We start from the raw sequence: 24,171 nt of genomic DNA on the forward strand, positions 1-24,171 counted from the left end.
CAAGGTTTAGTGCGTTGATGCCTCGCGACGCCGAGACGTGTCGATCCGGGCCATTGAATGCCCCGGCCCATCTTCCTTTTCGGAAAGCACGACATTGCGGAAACTCGTGACAGCGCGAGCTTGATATTCTGATGCGCTGAAAGAGTATGGTCTCACGCCTTTTTCGAGGAAAGCAAGCATGCCTCTGCGCAAGCCGTCCTCGCTGTTCTCGACCAGTTCCCCATATTCATCACCCAGTACATCGCGACTGGTGACGATATCGGTCGCGATGATTGGCTTGCCCAATACCAGCGCTTCAATCAGAACCAAGCCTTGCCCTTCATGGTCAGAGGAGAGCACGAGGCAATCAGATGCTTTCAGCGCGGGAAATGGATTTATCCTTGCGCCAGCTAGTTTCACGCTGTCGCTGATTCCCAGCTTCTCCACAAGCAAAGCGAGTTCCTGACGTAATGGCCCGTCACCGAGAATAACCAATTTTGCGTCGGGGCGTTGTTCCCGTACTTTTGCGAACGCCCGAACGAGCTTGGCCTGCCCTTTTTCAGGCGACATTCTGGCTAGACACAAAAAGGTAGTTCTGCCTCCAAACCAAGGCTTGAGTTCGTCATCTATGGGCAATTCCGACATAGTGACGATACTGCCTGCATCTATTGTATTCTCGCAAAACACAAATTTTGAATGATCTATATCCAATTCGCCTCGAAGTTTGTCAGAATTAACCTCGCAAATCGAACGAGATACAGAAACCAAACTGTCATAGTGGTTGTATAACCGGAATATTCTCTCAAGGTGCGGAAGCCTTACATCACGTTCTCCGATCATATCGTTGTGTAGATACATGATCTTTCGGACATGTGCCGGCGCGGCAGCAGCAATGTGAGCAACCATTGAGTTGTAACCCTCAAAGTTCACAAACGTGTCGTGTTTGGCGTCTCCGAATACACGTCTGTATTCCCGTCCATAGGCACGGAGGTAAATCGCCCACATCTCCTCACTTGCGGGGATACGCTGGGCGCTTAATCGCGCGACAATATCGGTTTCTTCCGGATTCAGTACCATTGCACCTAGCTGGGCGACGCATTTGACACTATCGGGCATCGATCTAAAATTTTTGATGCGTACGGAATCAATCCTTATCTTCGCTGGATCAAATAGCGTCGTAATTTGAATGTTTTCGCCTTCAAGGCTACGGAGCAGGCTCAGATATGACGATGTAACTCCATTAATAGGGAACATCCCGTTATACATCACGATAGATTTGCGAGAGTCATTGTAGCAGTCGACCACATATTTGTCTGAGCACGAAAAAAAGAATTCCACTGCACGCTTAGTAGAATTTCCGTCCTCAAAGGGGCAGAATTGGGTGAGTGCCTGTTGATATGAAGGGTCGTCTTTGACGGATTGTCCCAGTCCCTGGCGGACCGCTTCTCGAACTTCCTCCATGATCTTGCATAAGGTTCCGGGAAGATCGGCTATATCGAAATAAAATCCTTGCCCTGCGCCATATTCTTCTAGGTCATAGGCATAGTATACGATGGGGCGCCCGGTAGGCAGGAAATCAAAAAGAATACTTGAATAGTCTGTTACCAAAACATCTGCAATAGATAGCAAATCGCAGCTATCGATCCGCTGCCTCGCCACGGCAACGGGAATATCTAGTCCGGAAATCGCAGATTCCATCAAATGATGGCCGCGGAATACCAACTGATAATCCTCACTGACCATGGCAGATACATCGGCAATAACCCGATCGGTGTCGGTTTGCGGTTTGCCTTGGACGCCCCGCCATGTCGGTGCGTAGAGCACAACAGGTTTGTCGGCTCGAAGCCCTAGTTCCTTCAGAAGCTGCCGCCTACGATTCTCATCTGGATTGGCTACCTGATCAATGCGGGGATAGCCTGTTTCCGCCACCTTTCCTGCATATATCCCATCAACGTCATAGCGTCTCATCATAACGTCGCTGGTATGGCGATTTGGATTCAACAAGTGCGTGGCATGGACGAAGTTCCTAGTCACGTTGCCATGCGTCATGAACTCTCTTTTTACGTCTCTGCCGAGCGCTTTTAGTGGAGTGCCATGCCAGGTGTTGAGGTATTTTTGTTCCTCCCGACGGATAAACCAGTAGGGGAAGGTAACATTGTTGATAAGATACTCGGCCGTAGCCAAGTAACGACGGTAGGAATCGCAGTCGCGGGGAATGAAAATTACGTTATCTCTACCGGCATATTCTTCAGGGATACCTAACGGATCGTTTATGGCCCAGATATGCGTCCATCCCGAAAATTCTGGTCGATCTATGACGTAGCGGAAAATGGCATAGGGGTTGCACCCAATAGCTCCTCCTAACCAGCTATCGTACAGTATCGTATTCCTTCGAATTGGCAGCGTTTCCAGATATTCGCAATATTCGATGCGAGCCTTGGCGCCCTTGCTGGCTTCATACTTGGTGATATCTACGCCGTATGCGCGCTTCAGTATCCGTGAATTGCGGAATGCTTCGCAGGCTTCGTTGTATCTGCCGAGCCGCGCCAGCAATCCGCCTAGGTCGCGATGCCATGCGGGCCGGTGATCGGGGCTTAGGTCCAGCGCCAACCGGTAGGTCTGTACTGCCGGTTCCAGCTGACCCTGCATTTCCAACAGTTTTGCTTGCGCGTGAGCGTGGCTGGCCCGCCTGTGGATGGCCGGTACCTTGCCCTCGCGCGAAACTCCGGCTGCATACTGGCCGACTGCCCCCGCCAATCCCTCGACAATGCGAAGAACGTCAGCGTTAGCTGATGCGGCGTCTGCTCGCGCTTGCGGAAGCCACTGGGCGTAAAAGGCCGGCCCCGAAGCCTTGTAGGCTTCCCACAAGGGCTTGCTGGTTAGCAGATAGGCAGAGCATGCCTCGATATAGGCGCTGGCCTTTTCAAACACATAGCCGCAGCGATAGTACCAGTAGGCACGGTGCTCTGTGTCCATGTCCGCGCCTGTTCGGTAGGCGCCAGCGGATTCCTGCCATTTCTCCTGCCGCTCCAGCACGAAGCCGAGCCGGTAATGCCAGTAGGGGCGATCAAATTGCTGAGATATAGCGACGGAATAAGCGTGTTGCGCCTTGGCCCACTCGTAGCAGCGATCATAGGCGAAACCCAGCTTGAACCATAGCTCGGGATTGATGGGGTTCTCCGCCGCAGTGGCGGCATAGGCGTCCGCAGCATCCTTGTACAATCCGCGAGCCTGGTGAAATACGCCGACCCCGAATTTGGCCGAATTGAGTTTCTTGTCTCGCTTTTGGGCGGCGTCATAGGCCGCCTTGGCCTGTCCCTGTTCTCCTGCCCGTTCCAGCGCATAGCCATGGCGATAGTGCCAGTCAGCCGATCCGTCCTTGATCGCAAGGGCTTCGGCAAATGCGGAGGCGGCTTCTGCATGGCGCCCCATCCTTTCGAGCGCGTCGCCCAGGCGAAACGGCAGATCCGCATTGTCAGGCGCCTGCTTCGCTGCGTCCCTGAGGATGTCGGCAACCTGCCAGGTCCGGCCCTGCCGCTCGACAGCGTTCGCCAGCGCCAATCGGTAATTCAGGACATCCGGGCGTTGCAATATCAGAGCGTGATATGCGTCTTCCGCAGAAGACCACAAGCTGTTCTGAACCGCATATTCACCGATGATGCACAGCGCGCTTTCATGGAGTTTATGCCTGGTGAGGACCGATCGGCAAGCCTCCGCGAACAGCGGGACTTCTTCTGCGGTCAGGGGGGCCTGTGCCCGCACCAGGACGTCTTCCCCGGCAGAACGATATTGCGCGCAGTGGCGCTGCATCGGGTTCTGGAGGTAGGATGTGTCCTTGTTCTCCATCACCCAGTGCCAGACAAAATCATAGGATTTGGGTGAAGGGCTGCGCAGTTCCTGCCAGCCATGCTGTGCAAAATGGAGTAGCGGGTTCAAACCTGCGCGGGCGACGTCCGGATTTTTGGTGAGGTAGAAAGCCGTGTCGAACCAAGGGCTAGGAGCGAAGCGCTTGGCAGCTCCCTCCAGAATATAATGATCAAGAGGGTTCATGCCCTCGGGCAACTGCCCGTGGTATTTTTCCTGATAAAATTCGGCGTTGAACAGTCCCGATTGGTGAAGCGTGTTGCGGATGTTCGCCATGCGGCGATCAGCTTTCGGGGCAGCTACTTTTCTGAATGCGCGAACCGAAGAAAATGCCGCGTATTTCATAATCCCCCTGAACCTATAACCATGGGCAAGCGTCGCGCAGCGCATACACCGTTTGGGATGGGCGGCAAATGCTTCCCGAGGATGAAAATAGTGAGGAGGCCAAGGTTATCAGGGCCAATATCGGAAGGAGTGAGGCATCGGTTAGGTACCCGCACCAGAAGCCTCGGCGTGCAATCAGCACAATCGTAAGTGGGCCTATTGTCCATTCCTGAAGGCCGATGCTAAGGCGTGCCCCCGTCGTTGTCGCAAGCCTTCGAGATCATGAGCGATGCAAGTTAAGAACACCATATATCTAGCTCTGCTCGCCGGACTCGCGGGATGTGCCTCACTGCCTTCAAATGGCCCTACAGGGGGGCAGGTCAGGAAAACGGCGATCGCTCCGGATGATGGAGCACCGATCCAGCTGGTTCAGATTAGAACAATTACGGAGGTGCCAAACCCGGACGCGGTTGTGGCACCGGCAGCCTTGCTGCCCGAGCTTGCGCCACCGCCGACCGACAGGATCGGTCCTGGCGATGTTCTTGACATCAACATCTATGAAGCAGGCGTCACATTATTCTCCAATGGCAGCAGTGCCGGAGGATTGAATCAGATAGCAGCGAGCCCGGGCGTTCAGGTTCAGAAGCTACCGCCAACTCGCGTTGATGATCTGGGTGACATCACCATTCCTTACGCTGGCGTGCTTCATGTGGCGGGGATCACCACGGGGGAGGTTGAGGCGATGATCCGCAATTCGCTATCCCGCCTGTCGCAAAACCCGCAGGTGATCGTGACCCTAAGTCAGGCCATCACCAATTCGATTATCGTCGGGGGAGACGTAGCAAGACCGGGTCGTCTCGTATTGCAGACGAACCGGGAGACGCTGTCTGACGTGATCGCTCTTGCGGGCGGTTATCGTGGAGAAGCCAAGGATTTGTTGCTCCGGATTGTCCGGGGTGGACAAAGCGTCGATATTCGGATCAATGATCTTATCGAAAATCCCAAGCTGGACATAAGGGCCTACCCCGGTGATCGACTGATGTTGATCGATGACCCTCGTACTTTTTCCATTCTAGGGGCTTCCGGACGGGTTGAACAGGTTCCATTCCGTCGTTCGACGGTTTCTCTTGCAGAAGCGATAGCTACCGCAGGTGGCGCTAATCCCAATATTGGCAATCCTGCCGCGATCTTCGTGTTCCGCTATGTCCGGGATGAGCAGGGCAATGAGGTTCCGAAAGTTTATCATCTCAACATGATGAAAACCGGATCTTATTTCCTTGCCCAGCGCTTCTCTATGCGGGACAAGGATGTTCTTTACTTCGGCAATGCGGCTGCCAACCAGCCCAGCAAGCTTATTCAGTTGATCAGCCAATTATTTTCTCCGGTCTTGACCGTTACCGCTGCCGTGCAGGCGGTGAAATAGCGTTGGGGTCAATGGCAGAGAGCCGCCTCGAATGAAGTGAGCAGGTGGAAACGAAATCCTTTAATATCGCTGGCCTCAAGCTCCTGACCCCCCGTCATATCGGGGACGAACGCGGCTTTTTTGCAGAAACCTTTCGCGCGGACCTGTTTACCCAGCACTGCGGGAATTGGACGTTCGTTCAAGATAATGAATCCCGTAGCGTGCGCCCGGGCACAATCCGCGGTCTGCATTTCCAGAGCGAACCGTACGCCCAGGGCAAACTGGTCCGCTGCACTGCCGGCGCTCTGTTTGATGTTGCCGTCGATATCCGTCAGGGCTCACCCACTTTTGGACAATGGGCGGCCGAGACGCTGACTCCAGACAATGGCAAGCAGCTCTGGATTCCGCCGGGCTTTGCGCATGGCTTCTGCTCGCTCGAACCCAACACGGTCATCTGCTACAAGGTGACCGGCTATTACAGCGCTGAATGCGACAAGGGGCTTCGCTGGGATGATCCGGCGATTAGCATAGACTGGCCCAAGGTCGCTGATCCCCATACGCTTTCGCCGAAGGATAGACAGCAGCCGCTGCTCGCGGAGCTTCCAGCCTATTTCACTTGGGGGAAATGACGCCATGCGCGTGATCGTTACCGGCGGTGCCGGCTTCATCGGTTCGGCCCTCGTCCGCTATTTGGCGCTGGAGAAAGACTATGAGGTCCTCACCATCGACGCCCTGACCTATGCCGGGTGCGAGGCTTCTCTCAAGGACGTTAAGGAGAAGGGCAACCACCGCTTTCTCAAAGCTAACATTTGTGATCGCGCTGTGATGGATGAGGTGATCGCGACCTTCCGGCCCGACCGCATCATGCATCTGGCGGCGGAAAGCCATGTCGACCGGTCGATCACCGGAGCGGCCGATTTCATTCAGACCAATGTCGTGGGCAGTTTCACCCTGCTGGAGGCGGCGCGCAGCTATTGGAACGGGCTTTCCGAGGCAGCGAAGGACGCTTTCCGCTTCCTCCACGTCTCGACGGATGAGGTCTATGGCTCGCTGGGCGAGGAGGGGCTGTTTGAAGAAACGACCCCTTACGACCCCAGCTCGCCCTATTCGGCGTCCAAGGCCGCGTCCGACCACCTCGCCAAGGCTTGGCAGCGCACTTATGGCCTGCCGGTGGTCGTGTCGAACTGCTCGAACAATTACGGCCCCTATCATTTCCCCGAAAAGCTGATCCCGCTCACCATTCTGAATGCGCTCGCGGGCCGTGCGCTGCCGGTCTATGGCAAGGGCGAGAATGTGCGCGACTGGCTCTATGTCGATGATCATGCCCGCGCGCTCGACCTCATCATCGAGAAGGGCGTGCCGGGAGAGACTTATAATGTCGGCGGCCGTAACGAACGGCGCAATATCGACGTGGTGCGGCGGATTTGCGCGGTGCTGGACGAGTTGGTTCCTTCCGATTCCCCGCGCGAAGAACTGATCGAGTTCGTCACTGACCGCCCTGGCCATGATGCGCGCTACGCAATTGATGCGACCAGGCTGGAGACCGAGCTGGGCTGGCGGGCGCAGGAAAATTTCGACAGCGGCATCGAAAAGACGGTGCGCTGGTATCTCGACAATGAATGGTGGTGGAAGCCGTTACGGGACCGTTATAACGGCCAAAGGCTGGGGCTGAACGCCGCCCCCGCGCCTGCCGGAGCGGCTGCGTGAGGATTGCAGTCACCGGCAAGGCGGGACAGGTCGTCACCAGCCTGATCGAGCGCGGAGCCGCCGCCGGGCATGAGGTGATCGCACTGGGCCGACCTGAACTGGACCTCGCCGATCCGGCGTCCGTCGCCCGTGCACTTGAGACTGCTGCCCCTGACGCCATCGTCTCTGCCGCTGCTTATACCGCAGTCGACAAGGCGGAGAGCGAAGGCGACCTCGCGCATGCTGTAAATGGTGCGGGTGCGGGCGCAGTGGCGGAAGCCGCGAGGATGTTGGGTGTGCCACTGGTCCATGTTTCGACCGACTATGTTTTCGACGGCACGCTGGATCGGCCGTATGTCGAGAGCGATCCGACAGGACCAACGAGCGTTTATGGCGCTTCCAAGCTGGCGGGCGAGCAGGCGGTGCTGGCCGCTCATGGCGGCAATAGCGCGGTCCTGCGCGTGGCGTGGGTCTACAGCCCGTTCGGCGCGAACTTTGTGAAGACGATGCTGCGCTTGGCGGGTGACCGGGATGAGGTGTCCGTGGTCGCCGATCAACTCGGCAATCCGACCAGCGCGACCGACATCGCCGATAGCATTATCCGCGTTGCTACCAATATGGTATCCAGTAGCTATCCGGAACTGCGCGGCGTCTTCCATATGACCGCAAGCGGGGAAGCTAGCTGGGCGGATTTCGCCGAGGCTATCTTCGCCGCTTCGGCTGCGCAGGGCGGCGCATCCGCCCGGGTCAAGCGGATCACCTCCGCTGACTATCCCACCCCGGCCAAGCGGCCTGCTAATTCACGGCTCGATTGCAGCCTGATTGCCAAGGTTCATGGCGTGGCCTTGCCGGACTGGCGCCAATCGCTGGAAAGCGTGATGGCCCGCCTGCACGCTGAATCGGCCTGAGCTGATTACCTGAAGGGGACGACATATGAAGGGTATCATCCTTGCCGGTGGCAGCGGCACCCGCCTTTACCCGATGACGCTGGCGACCTCGAAGCAGCTGATGTCGGTCTATGACAAGCCGATGATCTATTATCCGCTGAGCACGCTGATGCTGGCGGGCATCCGCGAGGTGCTGATCATCTCCACCCCGCGCGACCTGCCGGCGTTTCAGGCTCTGCTGGGCGATGGATCGCAATGGGGCATGAGCTTCGAGTATGCCGAGCAGCCGAGCCCCGATGGGCTGGCGCAGGCCTATATTATCGGCGCGGATTTCGTGGCAGGGCAGCAGTCGGCGCTGATCCTGGGTGATAACATTTATTATGGCCATGGCCTGCCTGAGCTGCTCGCTAGCGCCTCCTCCCGCAAGGAAGGGGCGAGCGTCTTTGCGTATCATGTGAATGACCCTGAGCGGTACGGCGTGGTGAGCTTCGATGAAGCCAAAAGGGCGATCAGCATCGAGGAAAAGCCGGTGCAGCCCCAGTCCAACTGGGCGGTGACCGGCCTCTATTTCTATGACGAACAGGTGGTGGGCATCGCCGCCAATCTTGAGCCTTCGTCACGTGGAGAGCTGGAGATCACCGACGTCAATCGTGCCTATCTCGAGCGCGGGCAGCTCAATGTAGAGATTATGGGCCGCGGCTTTGCCTGGTTGGATACGGGGACGCCTGACAGCATGCTTGATGCGGCCGATTTCGTTCGCGTTCTGGAAAAGCGCCAGGGCTTCAAGATCGCCAGCCCCGAAGAAATCGCCTTCCGACAAGGGTTTATCGGCGTAGCGGAACTGGAACGGGCGATCGGCAAGCTCGGCAAGTCGGATTATGGCCGCTATTTGCAGGGTATATTATCCGGGGCCTGAGAACCTTCCCCCTGTATTTGGGGAAAGGCAGATCAATGCGCCCGCTGTCATTGTCTTGCATATGCTACCCTTGACCGAAGCATTCACCCCTGCGACCTTCTTCGGCATGACGCCGCTAGAACGCGCCGCTCGCGCGCTGTGCAAACTCGATGGCCATGCCGAGGACGGCGAGCGCGAGGGCAAACCCTTGTGGCGCAGCTATCTGCCGCAGGCTCAAGCCGTGTTGGATGCGATCCAGGAGCCGAGCCTGCACATGACGGAGGCGGGCGCTGCAGTTATCCGATATGTTGGTCCAGAGGAATCGCAATCAGGCTATCAGGGTGATGCGGCGAATGTTTGGCGCTTCATGATCGACGCGATGCGTGAGGATGTTTCGCCGAAGTTTTGATCGAATCGACAAATTAAATCGCGAGTGATAACCCCTAGGGCGCCAACACGATCGCTGTTTGCGATCCCAAGAGCTTGCCGATCAGAGGGCCGAACTGGGCCGCTCGGAGATGGTCTATGATCATCTCGGGACGCTTCATGTCGTAACGGGTTTAGCCGCCGTTCCCACAGCAAAGCAGGCGATTAAGCGGTATGCGATCCTTCATTTTTGTCCGTGCCCTAAAATTCCGCAGATACGGCAATCTCCCGGAAATAAGGCATTCGATGAAGGTCAAGCGGCTTCGCGTTGATCTCTGGCAGGGTACCCTGTGCAATCGATGGCTATACCGAAGAGCGCTCGCTCCGAGTGATGGGCTGCTACAAGCGGATGGGATCGGGCCCTAGATGGGATCTGCCAGACCAGCAAATTCGCGTCCATCGTAATATCGGATCTTCTCCACGAGCAACGGAGGCTGCCCCTGGAGCATCAGCAATTGGTCGGTGGGCCGCATCCGCATGATTTCGTCGGGGTTCATGAGGTTGCGGGCGCTGATTTGCGTGCTGGCCGACCGGGTGAGCTTGCCGCCATCGATCATGTTGGCCCTGGAATAACCCGCCGTCTGATATTCGAGGGTTTCTTGTCCCAGCGTCTTTGAAAGCAGTTCGGCCGTGGCGAGGTCGTTCACCCCGAACGCCTGAAACACCCCAGCGTTGGACAGGAAGGTGCCCGTGCGCTCGCCATAGAGGGCACGCAGCTGGTGCATGTCCTGCAAGATCGGCCAGAGCTGCAACCCGTATCCGGCCATCAGCCCCATGGCGCGCTCGACCGGCTCCAGCTTGCCCAAGGCAGCGAACTCATCGAGCAGGAACAGAACGGGCCGCGCCGGTTTAACGGGCGAGCGCGCCATGTCGGTGAGCGCCTGGCCGATCAGCAGGCGTAGCCAGCGAGAATAGGCGTCGAGCCGGTCAGGGGGGAGGCACAGAAACACCGTGGACACCCCTTCCTTCAACTCTGCGAAGGTGAAGTCCGATGCCGCTGTGCTGGCGACGATCCGGGGGCTGTCGAGAAAATGGGTGTGCCGCTGGGCCGAGGACAACACCCCTGCGGCCTCGCGATCGGACTTGCCGAGCTGGCGGTTGGCGGCACGGGCGATCAGGCCACCCGCGCCGCGGCTGTCCTGCATGAGGGTGAGCAGATCGGCGAACGCCTTGGGGGCGAGCGTCAGATAGTCCCGCACGGTCGCCAGGGTGCGATGCTCGCGCTCTTCATGGACCACGGCATAGAGGATCAGCCCGACGATCAGCGCCTTGGCTTCCTCATTCCAATGGGCATCGCCGCCTTGTCCCGCTGGATCATGCACCAGGGCATCAGCCAGCGTCATCGCATCTTCGGCCAGGTCGAGGCTGGCGGGGTCGAGTCGGTCGAGCGGATTGTATCGGGCAGGGGGTTGCCCGGAAACCTCGAACGGGTCGAGACACCAGACCGTGCCCTTGGTGGCGCGCGCCCTGGCGGTAACGCGGGCATTCTCCCCCTTGGGATCAATGCAGATCACCGAGCGGTCGAGGGTGAGCAGATTGGGGATGATGGTGCCCACGCCCTTGCCGCTGCGTGTCGGGGCCATGGTCAGCAGATGGGCCGGACCATCATAGCGCAGCAGCTTGCCGGATTTCGCCGATCGCCCGATGAGCAGATCACCCCCGTTGGTTTCAAGGCCGCGCACATCGGCCCGCGATCCGAAGGAAGCAGAGCCGAGCAGATCGTTGCGGCGCATCCCCTGGTTGAACTTCCAGACCGCGACCCCGAAGACGACCAGCGCGGCCCAGGCAATGGTACTGGCGATGGATTCCGGGAGCAGTTTGCCGAGCAGCCATTGCGTGCCGATCAGGACGGCAATGCCGCCGACGACCGCGAAACCGCCGCTGATACCCCGTTCACCCCCGACCAGCGGCACCGCCATCATTCCTTCTCCTTCAATCGCTTGAGCAGAGGGCCATCAGCATGGCGCGCTCAGTTCCGCTTCCGCATCGAATGCGCGGTGGCCGCGCCGCTTCCAGAGCGCCATAATGTTTCCATCCTCATGTGCTTTGGCGGCCAGATCGAGCAGCGCGCCGTATAGTGTCGCACGATCATCGTCTGTAAGATCGACGAGGCCCGCTTTTTGAACAAGGCCGCCTAGTTCAATCAGGTGACGGGTACGCTCCCTGCGTTGCATCACCCACCCCCGCGTATCAGTGCGGCGCTGGGCGGCTTCAGCCCGGCGAACGGCGCGCTGCGTTCGCACCATTGTCTTGTCGGTTGCCGCAATCTCATGCCCGAGCCTTCTTCCGCCGCTGTTGAAAGAAAGCTTCGCCCCTCGCGCGCCACGCCTCCCTTGTTTCCGCATCGGGCGCTTCTACCGCCGCAATGAGGGCACCGGCGAGCACATCAAGATCAAGCATATCGGCCCCAGTCACCGTTACGAGCTGGCCGAGTTGCTCGACCTTTTTCGCCTTCAAGGAGCGGGCCTTGTCATTCAGCGCCTTCAGCTCCGCATCATAGTCGCGCACCTTGCGCATTGCTCTTCCCCTAACCAATTGAAAGCACGAGACTATCAGCACCTCGCTTGGAAGGAATCGATGGAACCTGAAAATGCGGTGAAGTCACTCAAGCGAACGACAGAGAGTGTGAGTGCGCGCTTATACGTCGTTGCCGACGTGCTGCTAAGCTGCGAGAATCATTGAGCAATGGCGATCTACCATTTCTCAGCCAAGGTGATCAGCCGCGCCAATGGGTCGAGCGCGGTGGCTTCGGCCGCCTATCGTTCAGCATCCGAATTGCAGGATGAGCGGCTTGGTCGTGCCCATGATTTCTCAAACAAAGCGGGGGTGGTTCATTCCGAAGTGCTGCTGCCCAAAGGAGCACCGGAGCGCCTGACTGATCGCGCAACCTTGTGGAACGAAGTCGAGACAGGGGAGAAGCGCAAGGACGCGCAACTGGCCCGTGAGGTGGAGTTCGCCATCCCGCGCGAAATGAACCAGGCGCAGGGCGTTCAGCTGGCGCAAGATTTCGTCGAAAAGCAGTTCGTCAAACGCGGCATGGTCGCAGACCTCAATGTGCATTGGGACATCGGCAAGGATGGGCAGCCCAAGCCCCATGCACATGTGATGCTGTCGATGCGCGAGGTGGGGCCTGACGGCTTCGGCAAGAAGGTGCGCGAGTGGAACGGCACGGAACTGCTGAAGGAGTGGCGGGAGGCATGGGAAGACCATGTGAACGAGCGCCTTGCCGAACTGGATATCGATGCGCGGATTGATCATCGGACGCTGGCGGCGCAGGGGATCGACCTTGAGCCGCAGCACAAGATCGGTCCTGCGGGATCGCGGCGGCTCGAACGTGGCGAGGTCGCTGAACGGGCGGAAGATCATGTCCGGATTGCGCGGGAGAATGGCGAGAAAATCATCGCCAACCCCTCCATCGCCTTGGACGCTGTGACGCGACAACAAGCAACCTTCACGACACGCGATCTCGCCATGTTCGTGCACCGGCATAGCGACGGGAAGGCGCAGTTCGATGAGGCTCTGAGAGCGGTGCGATTTAGCCCCGAACTGGTGGCATTGGGGGTCGATGGGAAGGGGAATGACCGCTTCACGTCCCGTGACATGATGGCGGCTGAGCAGCGGTTGGAATCGGCGGCCGATCGGCTCGGAGGCCAGGCCCAGCATGGCCTTGCCGATCGGCATCGCGACGATGCGTCGGCGGCCGCTGAAGCTCGGGGGCTCGTCCTCTCCACGGAACAGCGCGGAGCGCTGGAGCATATCACCGGAAGGGAGGGGCTGGCGTCGGTCGTCGGCTATGCCGGTACCGGAAAATCGGCGATGCTGGGCGTGGCGCGCGAGGCTTGGGAGGGTGCGGGCTATCAGGTCTACGGCGTGGCACTGTCGGGCATTGCGGCGGAAAATCTGGAGAGCGGTTCGGGCATCGCTTCCCGCACGATCGCTGCACTTGAATATCAGTGGGAACAGGGGCGCGAGCAGCTTTCGCCGCGTGACGTGCTGGTGATCGATGAGGCGGGAATGATCGGTACGCGCCAAATGGAGCGGGTGCTGTCTCATGCCGCCGACGCCGGGGCCAAGGTGGTGCTAGTCGGCGACCCCGAGCAGTTGCAGGCGATCGAGGCGGGCGCGGCATTCCGCAGCCTTGCCGAGCGTCATGGCTGGGCCGAGATTGGCGAGATACGTCGGCAGCGCGATCCATGGCAGCGAGACGCGACCAAGGCGCTGGCGACGGGCCGGACAGGCGAGGCAGTCCATGCCTATGAGCAGGGCGGCATGGTCCATGCGGCGGAAACGCGTGAGCAGGCGAGGGCTGAGCTGATCGACCGCTGGGATGCACAGCGGCGCACCGATCCCGACCAGAGCCGGATCATCCTCACCCACACCAATGCCGAGGTGCGCGACCTCAATCTCGCCGCGCGTGAGCGGCTGCGCGATGCTGGCGAACTGGGCGCGGATGTGGGCGTAGCGGCCGAGCGGGGTGCGCGCGACTTTGCCAGCGGCGACCGCATCATGTTCCTGAAGAATGAGCGCGGGCTGGGCGTGAAAAATGGCACGCTGGGGCGGATCGAAACGGTGTCGCCGGAGCGCATGGCGGTACGGCTCGACGACGGGCGCAGGCTGGCGTTCTACTTCAAAGATTACGCCCATGTCGATCATGGCTATGCCGCCACCATCCACAAGTCGCAGGGCGTGACGGTCGATCGGACGCATGTGCTCGCGACCCCCGGCATGGACCGCCATTCGGCCTATGTGGCGCTGTCGCGGCATCGCGACGGGGTGCAGCTCCATTATGGCCGCGACGATTTTGCCGACCAGCGCCAGCTTGTGCGCACGCTTGGCCGTGAGCGGGCCAAGGATATGGCATCGGACTATGCCCGTGATGCCGACGGGGCGCGCCGCGCCTTTGCTGGCCTGCGCGGGCTGTCGGGCGAGATCCGGTTGCCGGATAGTCCCAAGGTTGGTTCACGCCCTGGCATGTTCGACGGTTTGCGGCTGTCGCGTGCTTCCTCACTGACGACGGAGCCAGCTGCCGCTGACCGGACGCTGGCGCGCGCGGTGGAGCGTGTGGCCCGAGCCACAGGAGCCATTTCCCAGGCGCAGGAAAAGGGCGCTCCCGTGTTGAAGCATCAGAAAGTCGCGCTGGAACAGGCGCGCACTGCGCTCGATCAGGTACAGCCCAATGCGTCACGCGACATGAGCGCGGCGATCGAGCGCAATCCGGGCCTTGCCCGCGAAGCAGCATCGGGGCGCAGCGGCCCGATGCTCGCCGCCATGGCGCAGGAGGCGCGCTTGCGGGCCGATCCGCATCTGCGTGCCGCGCAGTTCGTGGAACGCTGGCAGGGGCTTCAGGCAGAGTATCGCACTGGCGACCGGACAGGCCGCGAAAGGGCCGGTGAGGCTATGGCCGGCATGGCAAAAAGCCTGGAGCGCGACCCGCAAATGGAGGCGGTGCTGCGCGGGCGGGCGCGCGAGCTTGGACTTGAGATGGGCATGGACCGTGGGCGTGACCTCGGCCGCCAGCTGACCCAAGGATTGGGGCTGGGCCGGGATCGCGGCCTCGAACGATAGGAGGAAGAATGGACCAGTATCGCGAGGTCGAGCAGGACGACCCGGTCGCGGCGTTTGAGCAGCTGCGCGGCGAGGTGGCGTTGCTGCGCCGGGCGGTGGAAGGGCTGACGGCCGCGCGCGAGTCCATCGACATTCCCGATTATGAGCCGACCCTGGCCCGCACCGAGAAGCTGCTGGGCATACTGGTGACGCAGGTCGATGCTATGCACAAAAGCCCCGCCATGACGCTGACGCCGGAGACGATCGGGAGCCGACTGAACACCTCCGTCAAGGAAGCGGTGAACGCGGTGCAGGGTCAGGCGCTGGCGTCGAAAGCGGCGCTGGATGGCGCGGTCGGCGATCTGCGCAGGCTGGCAGGCTCGGTGCGTCAGGCGAAAGAGCAGATGCGTTGGTTACTCATTTCCGGTGTCGTTGGACTGGCATTGGGCCTGTTGCTCTATGCTGCGCTGGCGGGGCCGATTGCGCGAATGATGCCCGCAAGCTGGCACTGGCCCGAGCGCATGGCCGCGCGGATGCTAGGCAAAGACACAATCTGGAATGCAGGACAGCATCTCATGGCCAGTGTCTCGCAACCGAGTTGGGATGCCATCGCCGAGGCCGCCAATCTCGTCCGTGACAATCACGAAACGATCGAGAGGTGCCGCAAAGCCGCCGTCAAGGCGGAGAAGGCCGTGCGCTGCACAATCGAGGTGAAGGGCGAGTAGGTCCCTCTTACTGATCATGCCCAAGAGCATGCGCGGCCATCGACAGCGACATCACCTCGATGCCATTTCCCAGCGGGAAAGTCTCGGATCCGGGATAAATCAGGATACGGCGGTCGGGACTCAGATCTTCGCAGGCCGAGTGGAAGCCGCGTTCGACCTTGGGCGAGAGGCTGCGCTTGACTTCGAACACCCATAGGCGGCCATCGGGGTGCCGAAGGAGCAGGTCGATCTCCGCGCCGACGGATGTGCGGTAAAAATAGGCTTCCGTCCCCTCCGGCGCCGCGGCCACCAGGCTTTCAATTACAAAGCCTTCCCAACTCGCGCCTGCAACGGGGTGGCCAAGGACCGCTTCCCGATCCGTCAGGCCGAGCAAAGTATGAACAAGCCCGCTGTCCCGGACATAGACACGGGGCGACTTCACTAGGCGCTTGGCGCCGTTGCTGTGCCAGGGGGCAAGTCGGCGGACGAGCAATAGATCGACAAGCAGGTCGAGATAATTGGCGACCGTCTGGGACGTGACCCCGAGGCTGCGGGCGAATTCCGAAGCATTGAGCAGGCCGGATTGATGATGAGCCAGCATTGTCCAGAAGCGGCGCAATGTTTCTGCCGGGATTCGCGGACCTATCGCCGGGATGTCCCGTTCGAGATAGGTTCGTATGAAATCCTGCCGCCAGCGTTGGCTCGATCGGTCCGATCCTGCCAGATAGCTGTCGGGAAACCCGCCTCTGATCCAGAGCCGTTCGACATCCGGCCCCGCTATTTCCAGCGCGTCCAGCGGCCCCATTTCCAGATAGCTGATCCGTCCGGCCAAACTTTCACTCGACTGAGCAAGAAGGTCCATGGATGCCGACCCCAGGAGCAGAAATCGCCCCGCTCGCAATCCCTTGCGTCGCCCGCGGTCGATAAGGCCGCGCAAAAGCCCGAAAAGTTCGGGCACCCTATGCACCTCATCAAGAATGACGAGCTTGTCCTCATGGGCGGAAAGGTAGAGTTCGGGTTCGGTCAATTTTGCCCTGTCAGCCTCAGACTCCAGGTCGAGATAGAGCGATGACCGGGCTTCGCCGACCTCTTGCGCCAGCGTTGTCTTGCCGACCTGCCTTGGGCCGAGCAGCGCCACTGCAGGGCTATGGGCAAGGCGATCAACCAACTGTGTTTTGATATGACGCTCAATCATCCTTGCAATATTCAATCTTTAATTGAAATTTGCAAGGATGATGCGGAGCTCCGTTCGCGGCGCTTTAGGGCTCTTAAAGGCAAGATCGCCATCGATGAAAGTTTCGACGAGCCGTTCCTCAATGAGGAACTTGGTGGTTGGGATCTGGCTTGAGGTTCCCAGATGCATTCGTGCTGATCACGAGATGATAGCGGGCATAACGGCGCTCACCAGTCCGCTGTAGCGCACCCAGTTCGACGAGTTCAGCCAGATCGCGGGTGGCGGTTGCCGATGTGGCGTCGGTGATCGTGCGATAATTATGTGCACTCAAGCCGCCAATGAAGCCGTCAGGCCCTTCGGCTATCATGCGGATGAGCGCCTTTTCCTGTCGCGCATTGATCTTGCCGCGCAGTCGCTCAAGCAGGCGGGTCTTCTCGATCAGGAAACGGATGCTCGCGATGGTGCGGGCCTGCGCTTCCAGAACGATGCTGGCAAACCAATATAACCAGTCATCAATCTGGTTGCTCTGACTGGCTCGTTGCAGCTCGGCATAATAGGCCTTCCTGTGTCGATTGATGGTAGCAGAGAGTGCTGTCAGCGTGGGCGCTTCTAAGCTTTGAGCTAGAGCCTTCTCGGCAATGGCGCGGCCCAGGCGACCGTTACCGTCCTCGAACGGATGGATCGTCTCGAACCAGAGATGCGCAATGCCCGCGCGCGTGATCGCTGGGAGGGGAGCAGAGCCTTGCGGGGAACTATCGTTGAACCAAGCGATAAACTGCGCCATCTCCCCTGACACCCGATCCGATGGCGGGGCTTCGAAATGGACGCGCGGTGCGTGGAGCGCGCCGGACACGATCTCCATGGCGTCGGCATGGGTGCGATAGGCGCCGATATCGACCAGATCGCGACGGCCGTTCATCAGCATGCTATGCCATTCAAACAGAAGCTGATCGCCTAACGGCTCGGCATAGCGTCTATAGAGATCCACCATAAGCTCTGCTGCCCCGGCTTCCGCGGGGTTTGAGCGGCGCTTGGCCGAAGCAAAGCCAAGCTGTCGCGCAATGGAGGTCTGGACGCTCGCGCGGTCCAGCACTTCTCCCTCAATGGCCGAGCTATCGACCATTTCCTGGGAAATCAGCTCGATCGCTATGCCTTGGCGCGCCTCGCCGTCGAGATGGTGCAGCGATCCAACGATAACGCCAGCCCCTTTTATGAAACGCTCTTCTGCGGCACGCAGGGACGCCTGCTCGAAGCTGAACTGGGGCCAGTCGGACAGTTGCCAACTCCATATCATGATCGATAAAACACCTTCTATCGATCATGATATGGCATAAAATGATTGATAGAAAGGAGCCCTTTCAATCAAAGCCTGATCGCCTCTCATTAAATCCGCACCCGCTCGACCTCGGCAAGGCTGATCTCATCCCTTCGCCGGTCGTAGATCTGTGTGGTGCGGGTCGAACTGTGATTAGCCATGGCGGCGGCGTTTTCCAGCGTTCCGCCATTCTTGAGATAAGTGGTGATTCCGGTTGCGCGGAAGCTGTGATTGCCGATGCGGGTTGCGATGCCCGCGACCTTGGCGCGGCGGCGGACCATGGCGTGGGCGTCGGGCTGGGATAACGGGGTTTCGCTCAGCCGCTTCGTCTCGCGGCTGATGGTGCGAAAAAGGGGCGCCTTGGGTTCGACCAACTCGCAGCTTTCGATATAGGCCAGGAGATATTCCTCCAGCTGGTGGTGGCAGGGCATTTCGTGCCGCTTGCCACCCTTTTCATGCAGGCGCAGCCAGTGGCGGCGGCCTTGCACGAACACATCCTCCCGCTTCATGGCGAGCGCCGCGCCGACGCGCGCGAAGCTATAGACCATGAGGCCGATCAGCGCCCGATCGCGCAAGCCTGCTTGTGTCGAAATGTCGATCGCGTCGAGTAGCGCGCGGGCTTCCTCCGCCTCCAACACGGGAGTGCGTCCGGTGCGCGCGCTATGGGCGGGGCCGCGCACGCTCGACGCTGGATTGAAGGGGATGATCTGGCCGACCACCAGCCAGTCGAACAGGTTACGCACCGCGGCGAGGCGCAGCTTGACCGTGGGCGCGGACAGAGACTGGCCAAGCTCCTCGACCCAGGCCGCGACATGGAGCGGCGCAATGTCGCCCAGGTCGCGCACGCCATGGCCGAAGCACCAGTTGAGGAAGTCGCTTGCAGCTCGCGCATAAGCGCGCCGCGTGTTGAGGTTGCGGATGTTCGCCGCGAAAAATTCAAGGAAGCGCATCTGCGTGGCTTGTGAAGCCTCGGCGATGATCACCGGCGCGAAGGAAAGAGAGATGAGGCCGGTCATCAACGGCGCTTGGCGAAGGGTTTCATGGCAGCGAGACCTAACTGCACGTCAGCCCTTGATAAAGAACATTATCAAAGGATGATGTACATTTATGCGCAAGCTGGCAAATCACGTCATTGAATCAGGATAATGACATAAAAGGCAAAGAGAGGCATAAACAGAAAAGAGAGCAAATTTGGTGGTTAGGGGTTTGGGTAGAAATTATGACCATACAGGTAAATGTCACCGCAAATGGCCGCATGAGCCTTCCAGCTGATGTCAGGAAACGTTTGGGCCTTACAGGCGGCGGGGCGCTGATCGTGGAGGAAACGCCTGATGGGGTCATTCTGCGCACTGTTGCCCAATCCGTCGCCCATGCGCGTGCGCTGGCCCGCAAATATACTGCAGACAAGCCGGAAGCATCGGTCGACAGCTTTCTTGCTAATCGTCGCGCGGAAAGCGGCGAATGACGGCGATCGTTCTGGACGCCTCGGCCTTGCTCGCCATGCTGCGCGATGAGCCGGGCGGTGACAAGGTGGCGGGTGCACTCATTGGCTCACGCATGTGCACTGTGAATCTCGCCGAGGTGATAAGCCACTTTGTGCATAATGGCATGCCGCCTCAGGAAGCGGACGCGATGTTGCGGCCCCTGCCCGTCACCTGGGTGGAGGCGGATGCGGAGCTCGCGAAAATCGCAGGCCATCTGCGCGCCGCAACGTCCGAAGCAGGATTGTCGCTCGGTGATCGCTTCTGTCTGGCCTTGGCTATTCGTGACAGTCTGCCAGCCTGGACGGCAGACCGACAGTGGGCCTCAGTCGCCGAGACAATCGGCGCCAAGGTGAAGATCGTTCGTTCTCTTAAACGATCAAGCCAATGATCCAGCGGAGCGCCTTATTCTGCTTCTGCTGATCCGTTCGTGTGAACTCGCACGAGCAGCACCCTTAAGCATGTAGAGACAAATGTTTACACGCGAAATGTTGGGGCGTATCGTAAATGTCGATACATGGAGGTAGGAATGCGAGTTCAGGTCAAGAAGTGGGGCAACAGCGCTTCCGTTCGTATTCCGGCATCGATCATGGCTGCGACGGCGCTCCACATTGATCAGGAGGTCGATATACGAGAGGAAGAAGGGCGAATTGTAATCGAGCCTGTCCTATCACCAGCCTATGACTTGGACGCCCTTCTGGCTCGAATGACGCCAGATACTTTTCCCGAACCTGTCGAGTTCGGTTCACCTGTCGGAAATGAATTCTGGTAATGGCCGCTTATGTGCCGGATATCGGCGATATCGTTTGGCTGGAATTCGATCCGCAGGCTGGCCATGAACAGGCGGGCCATCGCCCGGCGCTTGTACTGTCGCCGGCGAAATACAACGGTTTGAGAGGAATGATGATCTGCTGTCCGATGACAACGCGGATCAAAGGATATCCCTTTGAAGTTGTTGAGAGCCGCGACCCTCCCAGCGTCGTCCTCGCCGATCAGGTGAAGCGTCTGGACTGGCGTGCTCGTCGAGCGACCAAAAAAGGCAAAGTGTCCAAGGCCACACTGGCTGATACTCAAGCTAAAATCCGTGCCCTCCTCGTCCTATAGAGATATCATTCAAATTTGAATGATTTTCCTCCAGATGTGGACTATATCCAGATCTGGAGGGAGCTATGCCGCACTTATCGCATGACGTAAGCTCGACCGAGCCTGTTCTAGACCTTTCTCGTTTCGAGCCGTCGAACCGGCGCCGCCTCAGCGCCCCTGCCCTGCGCACCTTCCTCGCGATTGCCGATCTCTGGGGATTGAACGAGGAACAGCGACGGCTGATGCTGGGCTATCCGTCGCGCTCTACCTTCCATAGCTGGTGCAAGCAGGCGCGGGAGCATGGGTCCATTACGCTCGATGTCGATGTGCTGACGCGCATCTCCGCTGTGCTTGGCATTCATCAGGCGCTTGCCGTGCTTTTCAGCGAAGAGCGTAACGGCGTTGCCTGGCTGCGTCAGCCGCATGACGCGCGCGTTTTCGGGGGCAGGCCGCCGCTCACGCTCGCCACCAATGGGACGCAGGATGGTTTGATGACGGTTCGCCGCTTCCTGGATGCGGCGCGGGGCGGCCTTTATATGCCCCCCACTGCGGCAGAGGCCGACTTCGCACCTTATGAGGATGATGAGATCCTCTTTCAGTGACGGAGATATTCGCCGCAGCGCCGTACCCAAGCTATCGACTTATTCCCTCGCGCTTTCCGCCGATCGGGCTTTTCGACACGGTTGCAACAGCCGCCGATGCTCAGGCTGTCATGGAACTGGCCGGTTGGACCAACGACCGTATGACCGCCGATCGGCTGCACCGCTTACCGGAGGCTCACTGGGTCTATGGTCGGCCCAATAGCAGCGTCATCATGGCAGCATTTCTACATACCGCGCCCAACGGCATGCGCTTCAACGGGCCGGAACTGGGCGCATGGTATGCTTCCAAGGAAATTGAAACGGCTGCCGCTGAGGTCGGGCACCATCTTCGCCGCGAAGCCATCGCCCGCGATGTGCCAGGCATGAGCCGAACCTACAGGGCTTATTCGGCAAAGCTGGTGGGTGAGGATTATCGCGACATAAGAGGGCTACAGGGCGATCATCCTGATCTTTACCGTCCCGATAGCTATGCCGCCGCGCAGCTCTTTGGCGAACAGGTCCGATCCGAAGGAAAAGCAGGCATCATCTTTGACAGCGTGCGGCGTCGAGGGGGCACCAACATGGTGGCCTTCATTCCGCCCCAGGTCACGAATGTCATGCAGACCGACCATTTTGAGATCAGCGTGGAAGCCCGCGCGCGGGCCATCAACGTCCGCCGCTTGCGTCTTTAGAGGGCCTGCCCTCGTTCAGTCCGGCGACAGGCGAGCCGAAAATCGACCCGATCTGCTTTTTTTCGAGCCACACCATTTCAGGGATGCAGCGTATGGATAGCTTTCCGATATCCAGATAGTATCGTGAAGCTCATGCATAGAGGCGCGGGAATTCCACACTGGAGGGGCAGGCCTTTTTAGGCCCCCGGCGCGTTCACCGGATCAGGAGCTTTCAGCCCGCCGCGCCATAAGTCGGTACTCGACCCCAATCCGCTTTCTCGATCCGCGCCGTTTTCTAATGATCGCCCGGACATGGTGCCGCGCGGAGGGCGCGTCCGGGAAGCTGCGCCTTTGCCGCTGTCCCTTGGCGCCGATCCGTCCCCAGCAGGTTTCGACCACATAGCCGCCGAACAGGTCGACGCTCATCCAGATGCTATAGTCGCGCGCGATGTTATGGGCCAGGTCCAAGGCGCGCAGGTGGATCAGGCGGGAAGGAAATGCGTGCTCCATCGCCATAGGATAGGCATAAGCGCCCTACCCGTCTTACGACTTGTCTGACTCAGTGCCGGTCCATTGATTCACTGCCCCGATCAATGAACCGCAGCAGTTGGATATTGCAGAGCCCCGGAAAAGATGGCAGGGCGCATGGCCTGACGGGCGGGTATAGCTCAATGGTAGAGCACTAGCCTTCCAAGCTTGTGATGCGGGTTCGATCCCCGCTACCCGCTCCAGTCTGAATCCGGGTTTCCAATCCGACAGCTTCCGCCTCGATCGGCAAGTCGCTGCGACGCTGGCTATTTCACGATTGATGAAGCTGCCGCCGGGATCGGCGACAAGGCGTGTAGCTGTCGAATGCACCCGCCATGATCATTTTGGCCGATCGGTTTAGTCAGATTTTAGCCGAACCTCGCACTTCTTGCGCGGGTGCCTGTGTCAGACGTGGGATCATGCCAGCCCAGGCTGAGTGTCGGTCGCGCCGCCTCGCGCATATAGGCTTCGGATACTGTGAAAGCGACCGCGCCATCGGTATCGCGCGTAAGCGTCCCGATCTTCACTGGCCCAAGCTTTGCATCGAGCAGGTGAACACCAAGGATCGCGGGAGTCTTCGCCATCTAGCGATCCTCCTCTTCGTCCTCACCAAGATCGACGAACAGCTCGTCGAACGTCGAGCGCACCGGTTGATTGAGGTCGATGCCCGCGTGCCTTCGACCTGATCACGAATGGCGCTGGCTTGAGGGCCTGGCACCAAGAGGGGCACCAGATCGAGCGCATCGCAGATTTCGGCGAATAGGGTCAGGCGGTTGCGGCCTTGGCGTCCACCGATCAGATCACGTTCCAGTTCAGAAATGCGTGCGATCGCGACCAAGCCGCTGCGCCAAACCCAGTTGGCTCATCGAGCGCCGCTCGCGCCAGCAGCGCAATTGATCCCCCAACAGGGGAAATATATCCTTCCGCATGCGGAATTCCGCTTGCAGGTGTCTCGTAGAGACTTGCCGAGATGCGCCAACCTAAAGACGCAGACCCCGCAACGGTATTCACCTCCTCGCTTATCTTCCATGCGCAGGCGGCTTTGTCATCACGGGCAAGGTTGCAAACAGATATGGCGGAGATCGCGACTAGGCGATCTGAATAGTAGCTATCTAGTATCTAGATGATACTCGAGTGATATTAAAGGGGATAGAAAGCGCGCGCTTTCAAGCGCCATTAACGGCATGCGACTATCTGGGCCATGATGAAACTTTTCTCGAGCCAGTCTTATAGGGCGGCATTCCTCCGCTTTGCCGTTAACGGTGGCGGTGTCGCGCTGGTGGCGGTCACAACCTATTATCTATGCGCGGTCCTCTTGGAATGGACGCCGCTACTAGCCAACTTCGTAGCCTATGCGACGCAGCTTGCCCTCGGCTATCAGATGCACCGGCTCTATAGTTTCGGACAGAGCGGCGCCAGTTTCTCCAGCATGGCTCGATATGTTGTGATGTCGGTTGCCGCCTTCGCACTTAACTCGCTGTGGGTCTGGCTGCTGACAGCCATACTGGGTCTAGCAAGCTGGACGCCGATCATCCTGATGGTTGCAGCCACGCCTATCATGACATTTCTTGTTGCCCGTTATTGGGTTTTCCGTGCCACCTGAGAAATCGCACCTCATTACGCATAT

At 59.2% G+C, this 24,171-nt stretch carries 25 protein-coding genes and 1 tRNA gene; 17 read left to right on the forward strand and 9 right to left on the reverse strand.

All coding sequences use genetic code 11. The annotated features are described in order from the left end of the window. Positions 1-6 precede the first annotated feature (6 nt). Positions 7-4,188: a CDP-glycerol glycerophosphotransferase family protein gene (locus SPHS8_RS17785; protein ID WP_201516668.1), complete on the reverse strand. Its 4,182-nt coding sequence runs from the start codon at positions 4,186-4,188 to the stop codon at positions 7-9. A 268-nt stretch (positions 4,189-4,456) separates the two neighbouring features. On the opposite strand from SPHS8_RS17785, the gene SPHS8_RS17790 reads away from it, so the two are divergent. The 6 genes from SPHS8_RS17790 to SPHS8_RS17815 all read left to right on the forward strand — a co-directional run bounded on the left by SPHS8_RS17790 (position 4,457) and on the right by SPHS8_RS17815 (position 9,446). Further along, on the forward strand, positions 4,457-5,590 hold the full coding sequence (locus SPHS8_RS17790) for a polysaccharide biosynthesis/export family protein (RefSeq protein ID WP_201516669.1): 1,134 nt from the start codon (positions 4,457-4,459) through the stop codon (positions 5,588-5,590). 44 nt (positions 5,591-5,634) lie between these two features. Continuing rightward, on the forward strand, positions 5,635-6,198 hold the full coding sequence (rfbC, locus tag SPHS8_RS17795) for a dTDP-4-dehydrorhamnose 3,5-epimerase (protein ID WP_201516670.1): 564 nt from the start codon (positions 5,635-5,637) through the stop codon (positions 6,196-6,198). Positions 6,199-6,202: 4 nt separating this feature from the next. Next, positions 6,203-7,276, forward strand: a complete 1,074-nt coding sequence (gene rfbB / locus SPHS8_RS17800) for a dTDP-glucose 4,6-dehydratase (RefSeq protein ID WP_201516671.1) — start codon at positions 6,203-6,205, stop codon at positions 7,274-7,276. Beyond that, positions 7,273-8,163 (forward strand): dTDP-4-dehydrorhamnose reductase, encoded by an 891-nt coding sequence (rfbD, locus tag SPHS8_RS17805; RefSeq protein ID WP_201516672.1) that lies wholly within the window; start codon positions 7,273-7,275, stop codon positions 8,161-8,163. Before rfbB ends, rfbD begins: the two co-directional genes overlap by 4 nt. Before the next feature lie 25 nt (positions 8,164-8,188). After that, positions 8,189-9,058: a glucose-1-phosphate thymidylyltransferase RfbA gene (gene rfbA / locus SPHS8_RS17810; protein ID WP_201516673.1), complete on the forward strand. Its 870-nt coding sequence runs from the start codon at positions 8,189-8,191 to the stop codon at positions 9,056-9,058. A 70-nt stretch (positions 9,059-9,128) separates the two neighbouring features. Further along, positions 9,129-9,446 (forward strand): hypothetical protein, encoded by a 318-nt coding sequence (locus SPHS8_RS17815; protein WP_236575251.1) that lies wholly within the window; start codon positions 9,129-9,131, stop codon positions 9,444-9,446. A 379-nt stretch (positions 9,447-9,825) separates the two neighbouring features. Here SPHS8_RS17815 and SPHS8_RS17820 read toward each other — a convergent pair whose 3' ends face one another. The 3 genes from SPHS8_RS17820 to SPHS8_RS17830 form a co-directional block, all read right to left on the reverse strand. Next, positions 9,826-11,382, reverse strand: a complete 1,557-nt coding sequence (locus SPHS8_RS17820) for a type IV secretory system conjugative DNA transfer family protein (RefSeq protein WP_201516695.1) — start codon at positions 11,380-11,382, stop codon at positions 9,826-9,828. 36 nt (positions 11,383-11,418) lie between these two features. After that, a complete protein-coding gene (locus SPHS8_RS17825; protein ID WP_201516674.1) occupies positions 11,419-11,637 on the reverse strand; it encodes a conjugal transfer protein TraD in 219 nt (72 codons plus the stop codon). A gap of 94 nt (positions 11,638-11,731) precedes the next feature. Continuing rightward, positions 11,732-11,980 (reverse strand): conjugal transfer protein TraD, encoded by a 249-nt coding sequence (locus SPHS8_RS17830; protein WP_100239993.1) that lies wholly within the window; start codon positions 11,978-11,980, stop codon positions 11,732-11,734. A 168-nt stretch (positions 11,981-12,148) separates the two neighbouring features. Between SPHS8_RS17830 and traA the strand changes: the two genes are divergently transcribed. Together traA and SPHS8_RS17840 are read left to right on the forward strand one after the other, a co-directional pair. After that, positions 12,149-15,028 (forward strand): Ti-type conjugative transfer relaxase TraA, encoded by a 2,880-nt coding sequence (gene traA / locus SPHS8_RS17835; RefSeq protein WP_201516675.1) that lies wholly within the window; start codon positions 12,149-12,151, stop codon positions 15,026-15,028. 8 nt (positions 15,029-15,036) lie between these two features. Further along, positions 15,037-15,732: a DUF6118 family protein gene (locus SPHS8_RS17840; RefSeq protein ID WP_201516676.1), complete on the forward strand. Its 696-nt coding sequence runs from the start codon at positions 15,037-15,039 to the stop codon at positions 15,730-15,732. Positions 15,733-15,739: 7 nt separating this feature from the next. On the opposite strand, the gene SPHS8_RS17845 is transcribed toward SPHS8_RS17840, so the two are convergent. After that, positions 15,740-16,849 (reverse strand): ATP-binding protein, encoded by a 1,110-nt coding sequence (locus SPHS8_RS17845; protein WP_236575252.1) that lies wholly within the window; start codon positions 16,847-16,849, stop codon positions 15,740-15,742. A 9-nt stretch (positions 16,850-16,858) separates the two neighbouring features. Here SPHS8_RS17845 and SPHS8_RS17850 point away from each other — a divergent pair, with 9 nt between their 5' ends. Further along, positions 16,859-17,059 (forward strand): hypothetical protein, encoded by a 201-nt coding sequence (locus SPHS8_RS17850; protein ID WP_201516698.1) that lies wholly within the window; start codon positions 16,859-16,861, stop codon positions 17,057-17,059. Here SPHS8_RS17850 and SPHS8_RS17855 read toward each other — a convergent pair. Together SPHS8_RS17855 and SPHS8_RS17860 are read right to left on the reverse strand one after the other, a co-directional pair. Further along, positions 17,025-18,179, reverse strand: a complete 1,155-nt coding sequence (locus SPHS8_RS17855) for a Fic family protein (protein WP_201516678.1) — start codon at positions 18,177-18,179, stop codon at positions 17,025-17,027. The genes SPHS8_RS17850 and SPHS8_RS17855 overlap by 35 nt on opposite strands. Positions 18,180-18,268: 89 nt before the next feature. After that, a complete protein-coding gene (locus SPHS8_RS17860) occupies positions 18,269-19,216 on the reverse strand; it encodes a tyrosine-type recombinase/integrase (RefSeq protein WP_201516679.1) in 948 nt (315 codons plus the stop codon). A 203-nt stretch (positions 19,217-19,419) separates the two neighbouring features. On the opposite strand from SPHS8_RS17860, the gene SPHS8_RS17865 reads away from it, so the two are divergent. The 6 genes from SPHS8_RS17865 to SPHS8_RS17890 all read left to right on the forward strand — a co-directional run bounded on the left by SPHS8_RS17865 (position 19,420) and on the right by SPHS8_RS17890 (position 22,037). Beyond that, positions 19,420-19,665: an AbrB/MazE/SpoVT family DNA-binding domain-containing protein gene (locus tag SPHS8_RS17865; protein WP_201516696.1), complete on the forward strand. Its 246-nt coding sequence runs from the start codon at positions 19,420-19,422 to the stop codon at positions 19,663-19,665. Continuing rightward, positions 19,662-20,072: a type II toxin-antitoxin system VapC family toxin gene (locus SPHS8_RS17870; protein WP_201516680.1), complete on the forward strand. Its 411-nt coding sequence runs from the start codon at positions 19,662-19,664 to the stop codon at positions 20,070-20,072. Before SPHS8_RS17865 ends, SPHS8_RS17870 begins: the two co-directional genes overlap by 4 nt. A gap of 138 nt (positions 20,073-20,210) precedes the next feature. Further along, entirely contained in the window at positions 20,211-20,453 is a 243-nt protein-coding gene (locus SPHS8_RS17875; RefSeq protein ID WP_201516681.1) for an AbrB/MazE/SpoVT family DNA-binding domain-containing protein, read from the forward strand. Further along, positions 20,453-20,785 carry an endoribonuclease MazF gene (gene mazF / locus SPHS8_RS17880; protein ID WP_201516682.1) on the forward strand — a complete coding sequence of 111 codons (333 nt, stop codon included), beginning with the start codon at positions 20,453-20,455 and terminating at the stop codon, positions 20,783-20,785. The genes SPHS8_RS17875 and mazF overlap by 1 nt, the downstream gene beginning before the upstream one ends. A gap of 65 nt (positions 20,786-20,850) precedes the next feature. Further along, on the forward strand, positions 20,851-21,366 hold the full coding sequence (locus SPHS8_RS17885; protein ID WP_201516683.1) for an MbcA/ParS/Xre antitoxin family protein: 516 nt from the start codon (positions 20,851-20,853) through the stop codon (positions 21,364-21,366). Further along, positions 21,363-22,037 (forward strand): RES family NAD+ phosphorylase, encoded by a 675-nt coding sequence (locus SPHS8_RS17890; RefSeq protein WP_201516684.1) that lies wholly within the window; start codon positions 21,363-21,365, stop codon positions 22,035-22,037. Before SPHS8_RS17885 ends, SPHS8_RS17890 begins: the two co-directional genes overlap by 4 nt. A 201-nt stretch (positions 22,038-22,238) precedes the next feature. Here the strand turns inward: SPHS8_RS17890 and SPHS8_RS17895 are convergent, their stop codons facing one another. Further along, on the reverse strand, positions 22,239-22,532 hold the full coding sequence (locus SPHS8_RS17895; RefSeq protein ID WP_037487070.1) for a WGR domain-containing protein: 294 nt from the start codon (positions 22,530-22,532) through the stop codon (positions 22,239-22,241). A gap of 141 nt (positions 22,533-22,673) precedes the next feature. On the opposite strand from SPHS8_RS17895, the gene SPHS8_RS17900 reads away from it, so the two are divergent. Then, positions 22,674-22,747, forward strand: a tRNA-Gly gene (locus tag SPHS8_RS17900). A gap of 165 nt (positions 22,748-22,912) precedes the next feature. On the opposite strand, the gene SPHS8_RS17905 is transcribed toward SPHS8_RS17900, so the two are convergent. After that, positions 22,913-23,128 carry a hypothetical protein gene (locus SPHS8_RS17905; RefSeq protein ID WP_201516685.1) on the reverse strand — a complete coding sequence of 72 codons (216 nt, stop codon included), beginning with the start codon at positions 23,126-23,128 and terminating at the stop codon, positions 22,913-22,915. A 617-nt stretch (positions 23,129-23,745) separates the two neighbouring features. On the opposite strand from SPHS8_RS17905, the gene SPHS8_RS17910 reads away from it, so the two are divergent. Next, positions 23,746-24,147 (forward strand): GtrA family protein, encoded by a 402-nt coding sequence (locus tag SPHS8_RS17910; RefSeq protein WP_201516686.1) that lies wholly within the window; start codon positions 23,746-23,748, stop codon positions 24,145-24,147. The last annotated feature ends 24 nt before the right edge of the window (positions 24,148-24,171 follow it).

Source organism: Sphingobium sp. S6, assembly GCF_905120495.1.
Taxonomy (GTDB): domain Bacteria; phylum Pseudomonadota; class Alphaproteobacteria; order Sphingomonadales; family Sphingomonadaceae; genus Sphingobium; species Sphingobium agri.

Excerpts from the sequence above, each read along its gene's own strand:
- SPHS8_RS17785 (WP_201516668.1), bottom strand. The coding sequence starts at position 4,188 with ATGAAATACGCGGCATTTTCTTCGGTTCGCGCATTCAGAAAAGTAGCT.
- SPHS8_RS17790 (WP_201516669.1), top strand. The coding sequence starts at position 4,457 with ATGCAAGTTAAGAACACCATATATCTAGCTCTGCTCGCCGGACTCGCG.
- rfbB (WP_201516671.1), top strand. The coding sequence starts at position 6,203 with ATGCGCGTGATCGTTACCGGCGGTGCCGGCTTCATCGGTTCGGCCCTC.
- rfbA (WP_201516673.1), top strand. The coding sequence starts at position 8,189 with ATGAAGGGTATCATCCTTGCCGGTGGCAGCGGCACCCGCCTTTACCCG.
- SPHS8_RS17820 (WP_201516695.1), bottom strand. The coding sequence starts at position 11,382 with ATGGCGGTGCCGCTGGTCGGGGGTGAACGGGGTATCAGCGGCGGTTTC.
- SPHS8_RS17825 (WP_201516674.1), bottom strand. The coding sequence starts at position 11,637 with ATGCAACGCAGGGAGCGTACCCGTCACCTGATTGAACTAGGCGGCCTT.
- SPHS8_RS17830 (WP_100239993.1), bottom strand. The coding sequence starts at position 11,980 with ATGCGCAAGGTGCGCGACTATGATGCGGAGCTGAAGGCGCTGAATGAC.
- traA (WP_201516675.1), top strand. The coding sequence starts at position 12,149 with ATGGCGATCTACCATTTCTCAGCCAAGGTGATCAGCCGCGCCAATGGG.
- SPHS8_RS17840 (WP_201516676.1), top strand. The coding sequence starts at position 15,037 with ATGGACCAGTATCGCGAGGTCGAGCAGGACGACCCGGTCGCGGCGTTT.
- SPHS8_RS17850 (WP_201516698.1), top strand. The coding sequence starts at position 16,859 with ATGGGCAAGGCGATCAACCAACTGTGTTTTGATATGACGCTCAATCAT.
- SPHS8_RS17855 (WP_201516678.1), bottom strand. The coding sequence starts at position 18,179 with ATGATATGGAGTTGGCAACTGTCCGACTGGCCCCAGTTCAGCTTCGAG.
- SPHS8_RS17860 (WP_201516679.1), bottom strand. The coding sequence starts at position 19,216 with ATGACCGGCCTCATCTCTCTTTCCTTCGCGCCGGTGATCATCGCCGAG.
- SPHS8_RS17865 (WP_201516696.1), top strand. The coding sequence starts at position 19,420 with ATGACCATACAGGTAAATGTCACCGCAAATGGCCGCATGAGCCTTCCA.
- SPHS8_RS17870 (WP_201516680.1), top strand. The coding sequence starts at position 19,662 with ATGACGGCGATCGTTCTGGACGCCTCGGCCTTGCTCGCCATGCTGCGC.
- SPHS8_RS17875 (WP_201516681.1), top strand. The coding sequence starts at position 20,211 with ATGCGAGTTCAGGTCAAGAAGTGGGGCAACAGCGCTTCCGTTCGTATT.
- mazF (WP_201516682.1), top strand. The coding sequence starts at position 20,453 with ATGGCCGCTTATGTGCCGGATATCGGCGATATCGTTTGGCTGGAATTC.
- SPHS8_RS17885 (WP_201516683.1), top strand. The coding sequence starts at position 20,851 with ATGCCGCACTTATCGCATGACGTAAGCTCGACCGAGCCTGTTCTAGAC.
- SPHS8_RS17895 (WP_037487070.1), bottom strand. The coding sequence starts at position 22,532 with ATGGCGATGGAGCACGCATTTCCTTCCCGCCTGATCCACCTGCGCGCC.
- SPHS8_RS17905 (WP_201516685.1), bottom strand. The coding sequence starts at position 23,128 with ATGGCGAAGACTCCCGCGATCCTTGGTGTTCACCTGCTCGATGCAAAG.
- SPHS8_RS17910 (WP_201516686.1), top strand. The coding sequence starts at position 23,746 with ATGATGAAACTTTTCTCGAGCCAGTCTTATAGGGCGGCATTCCTCCGC.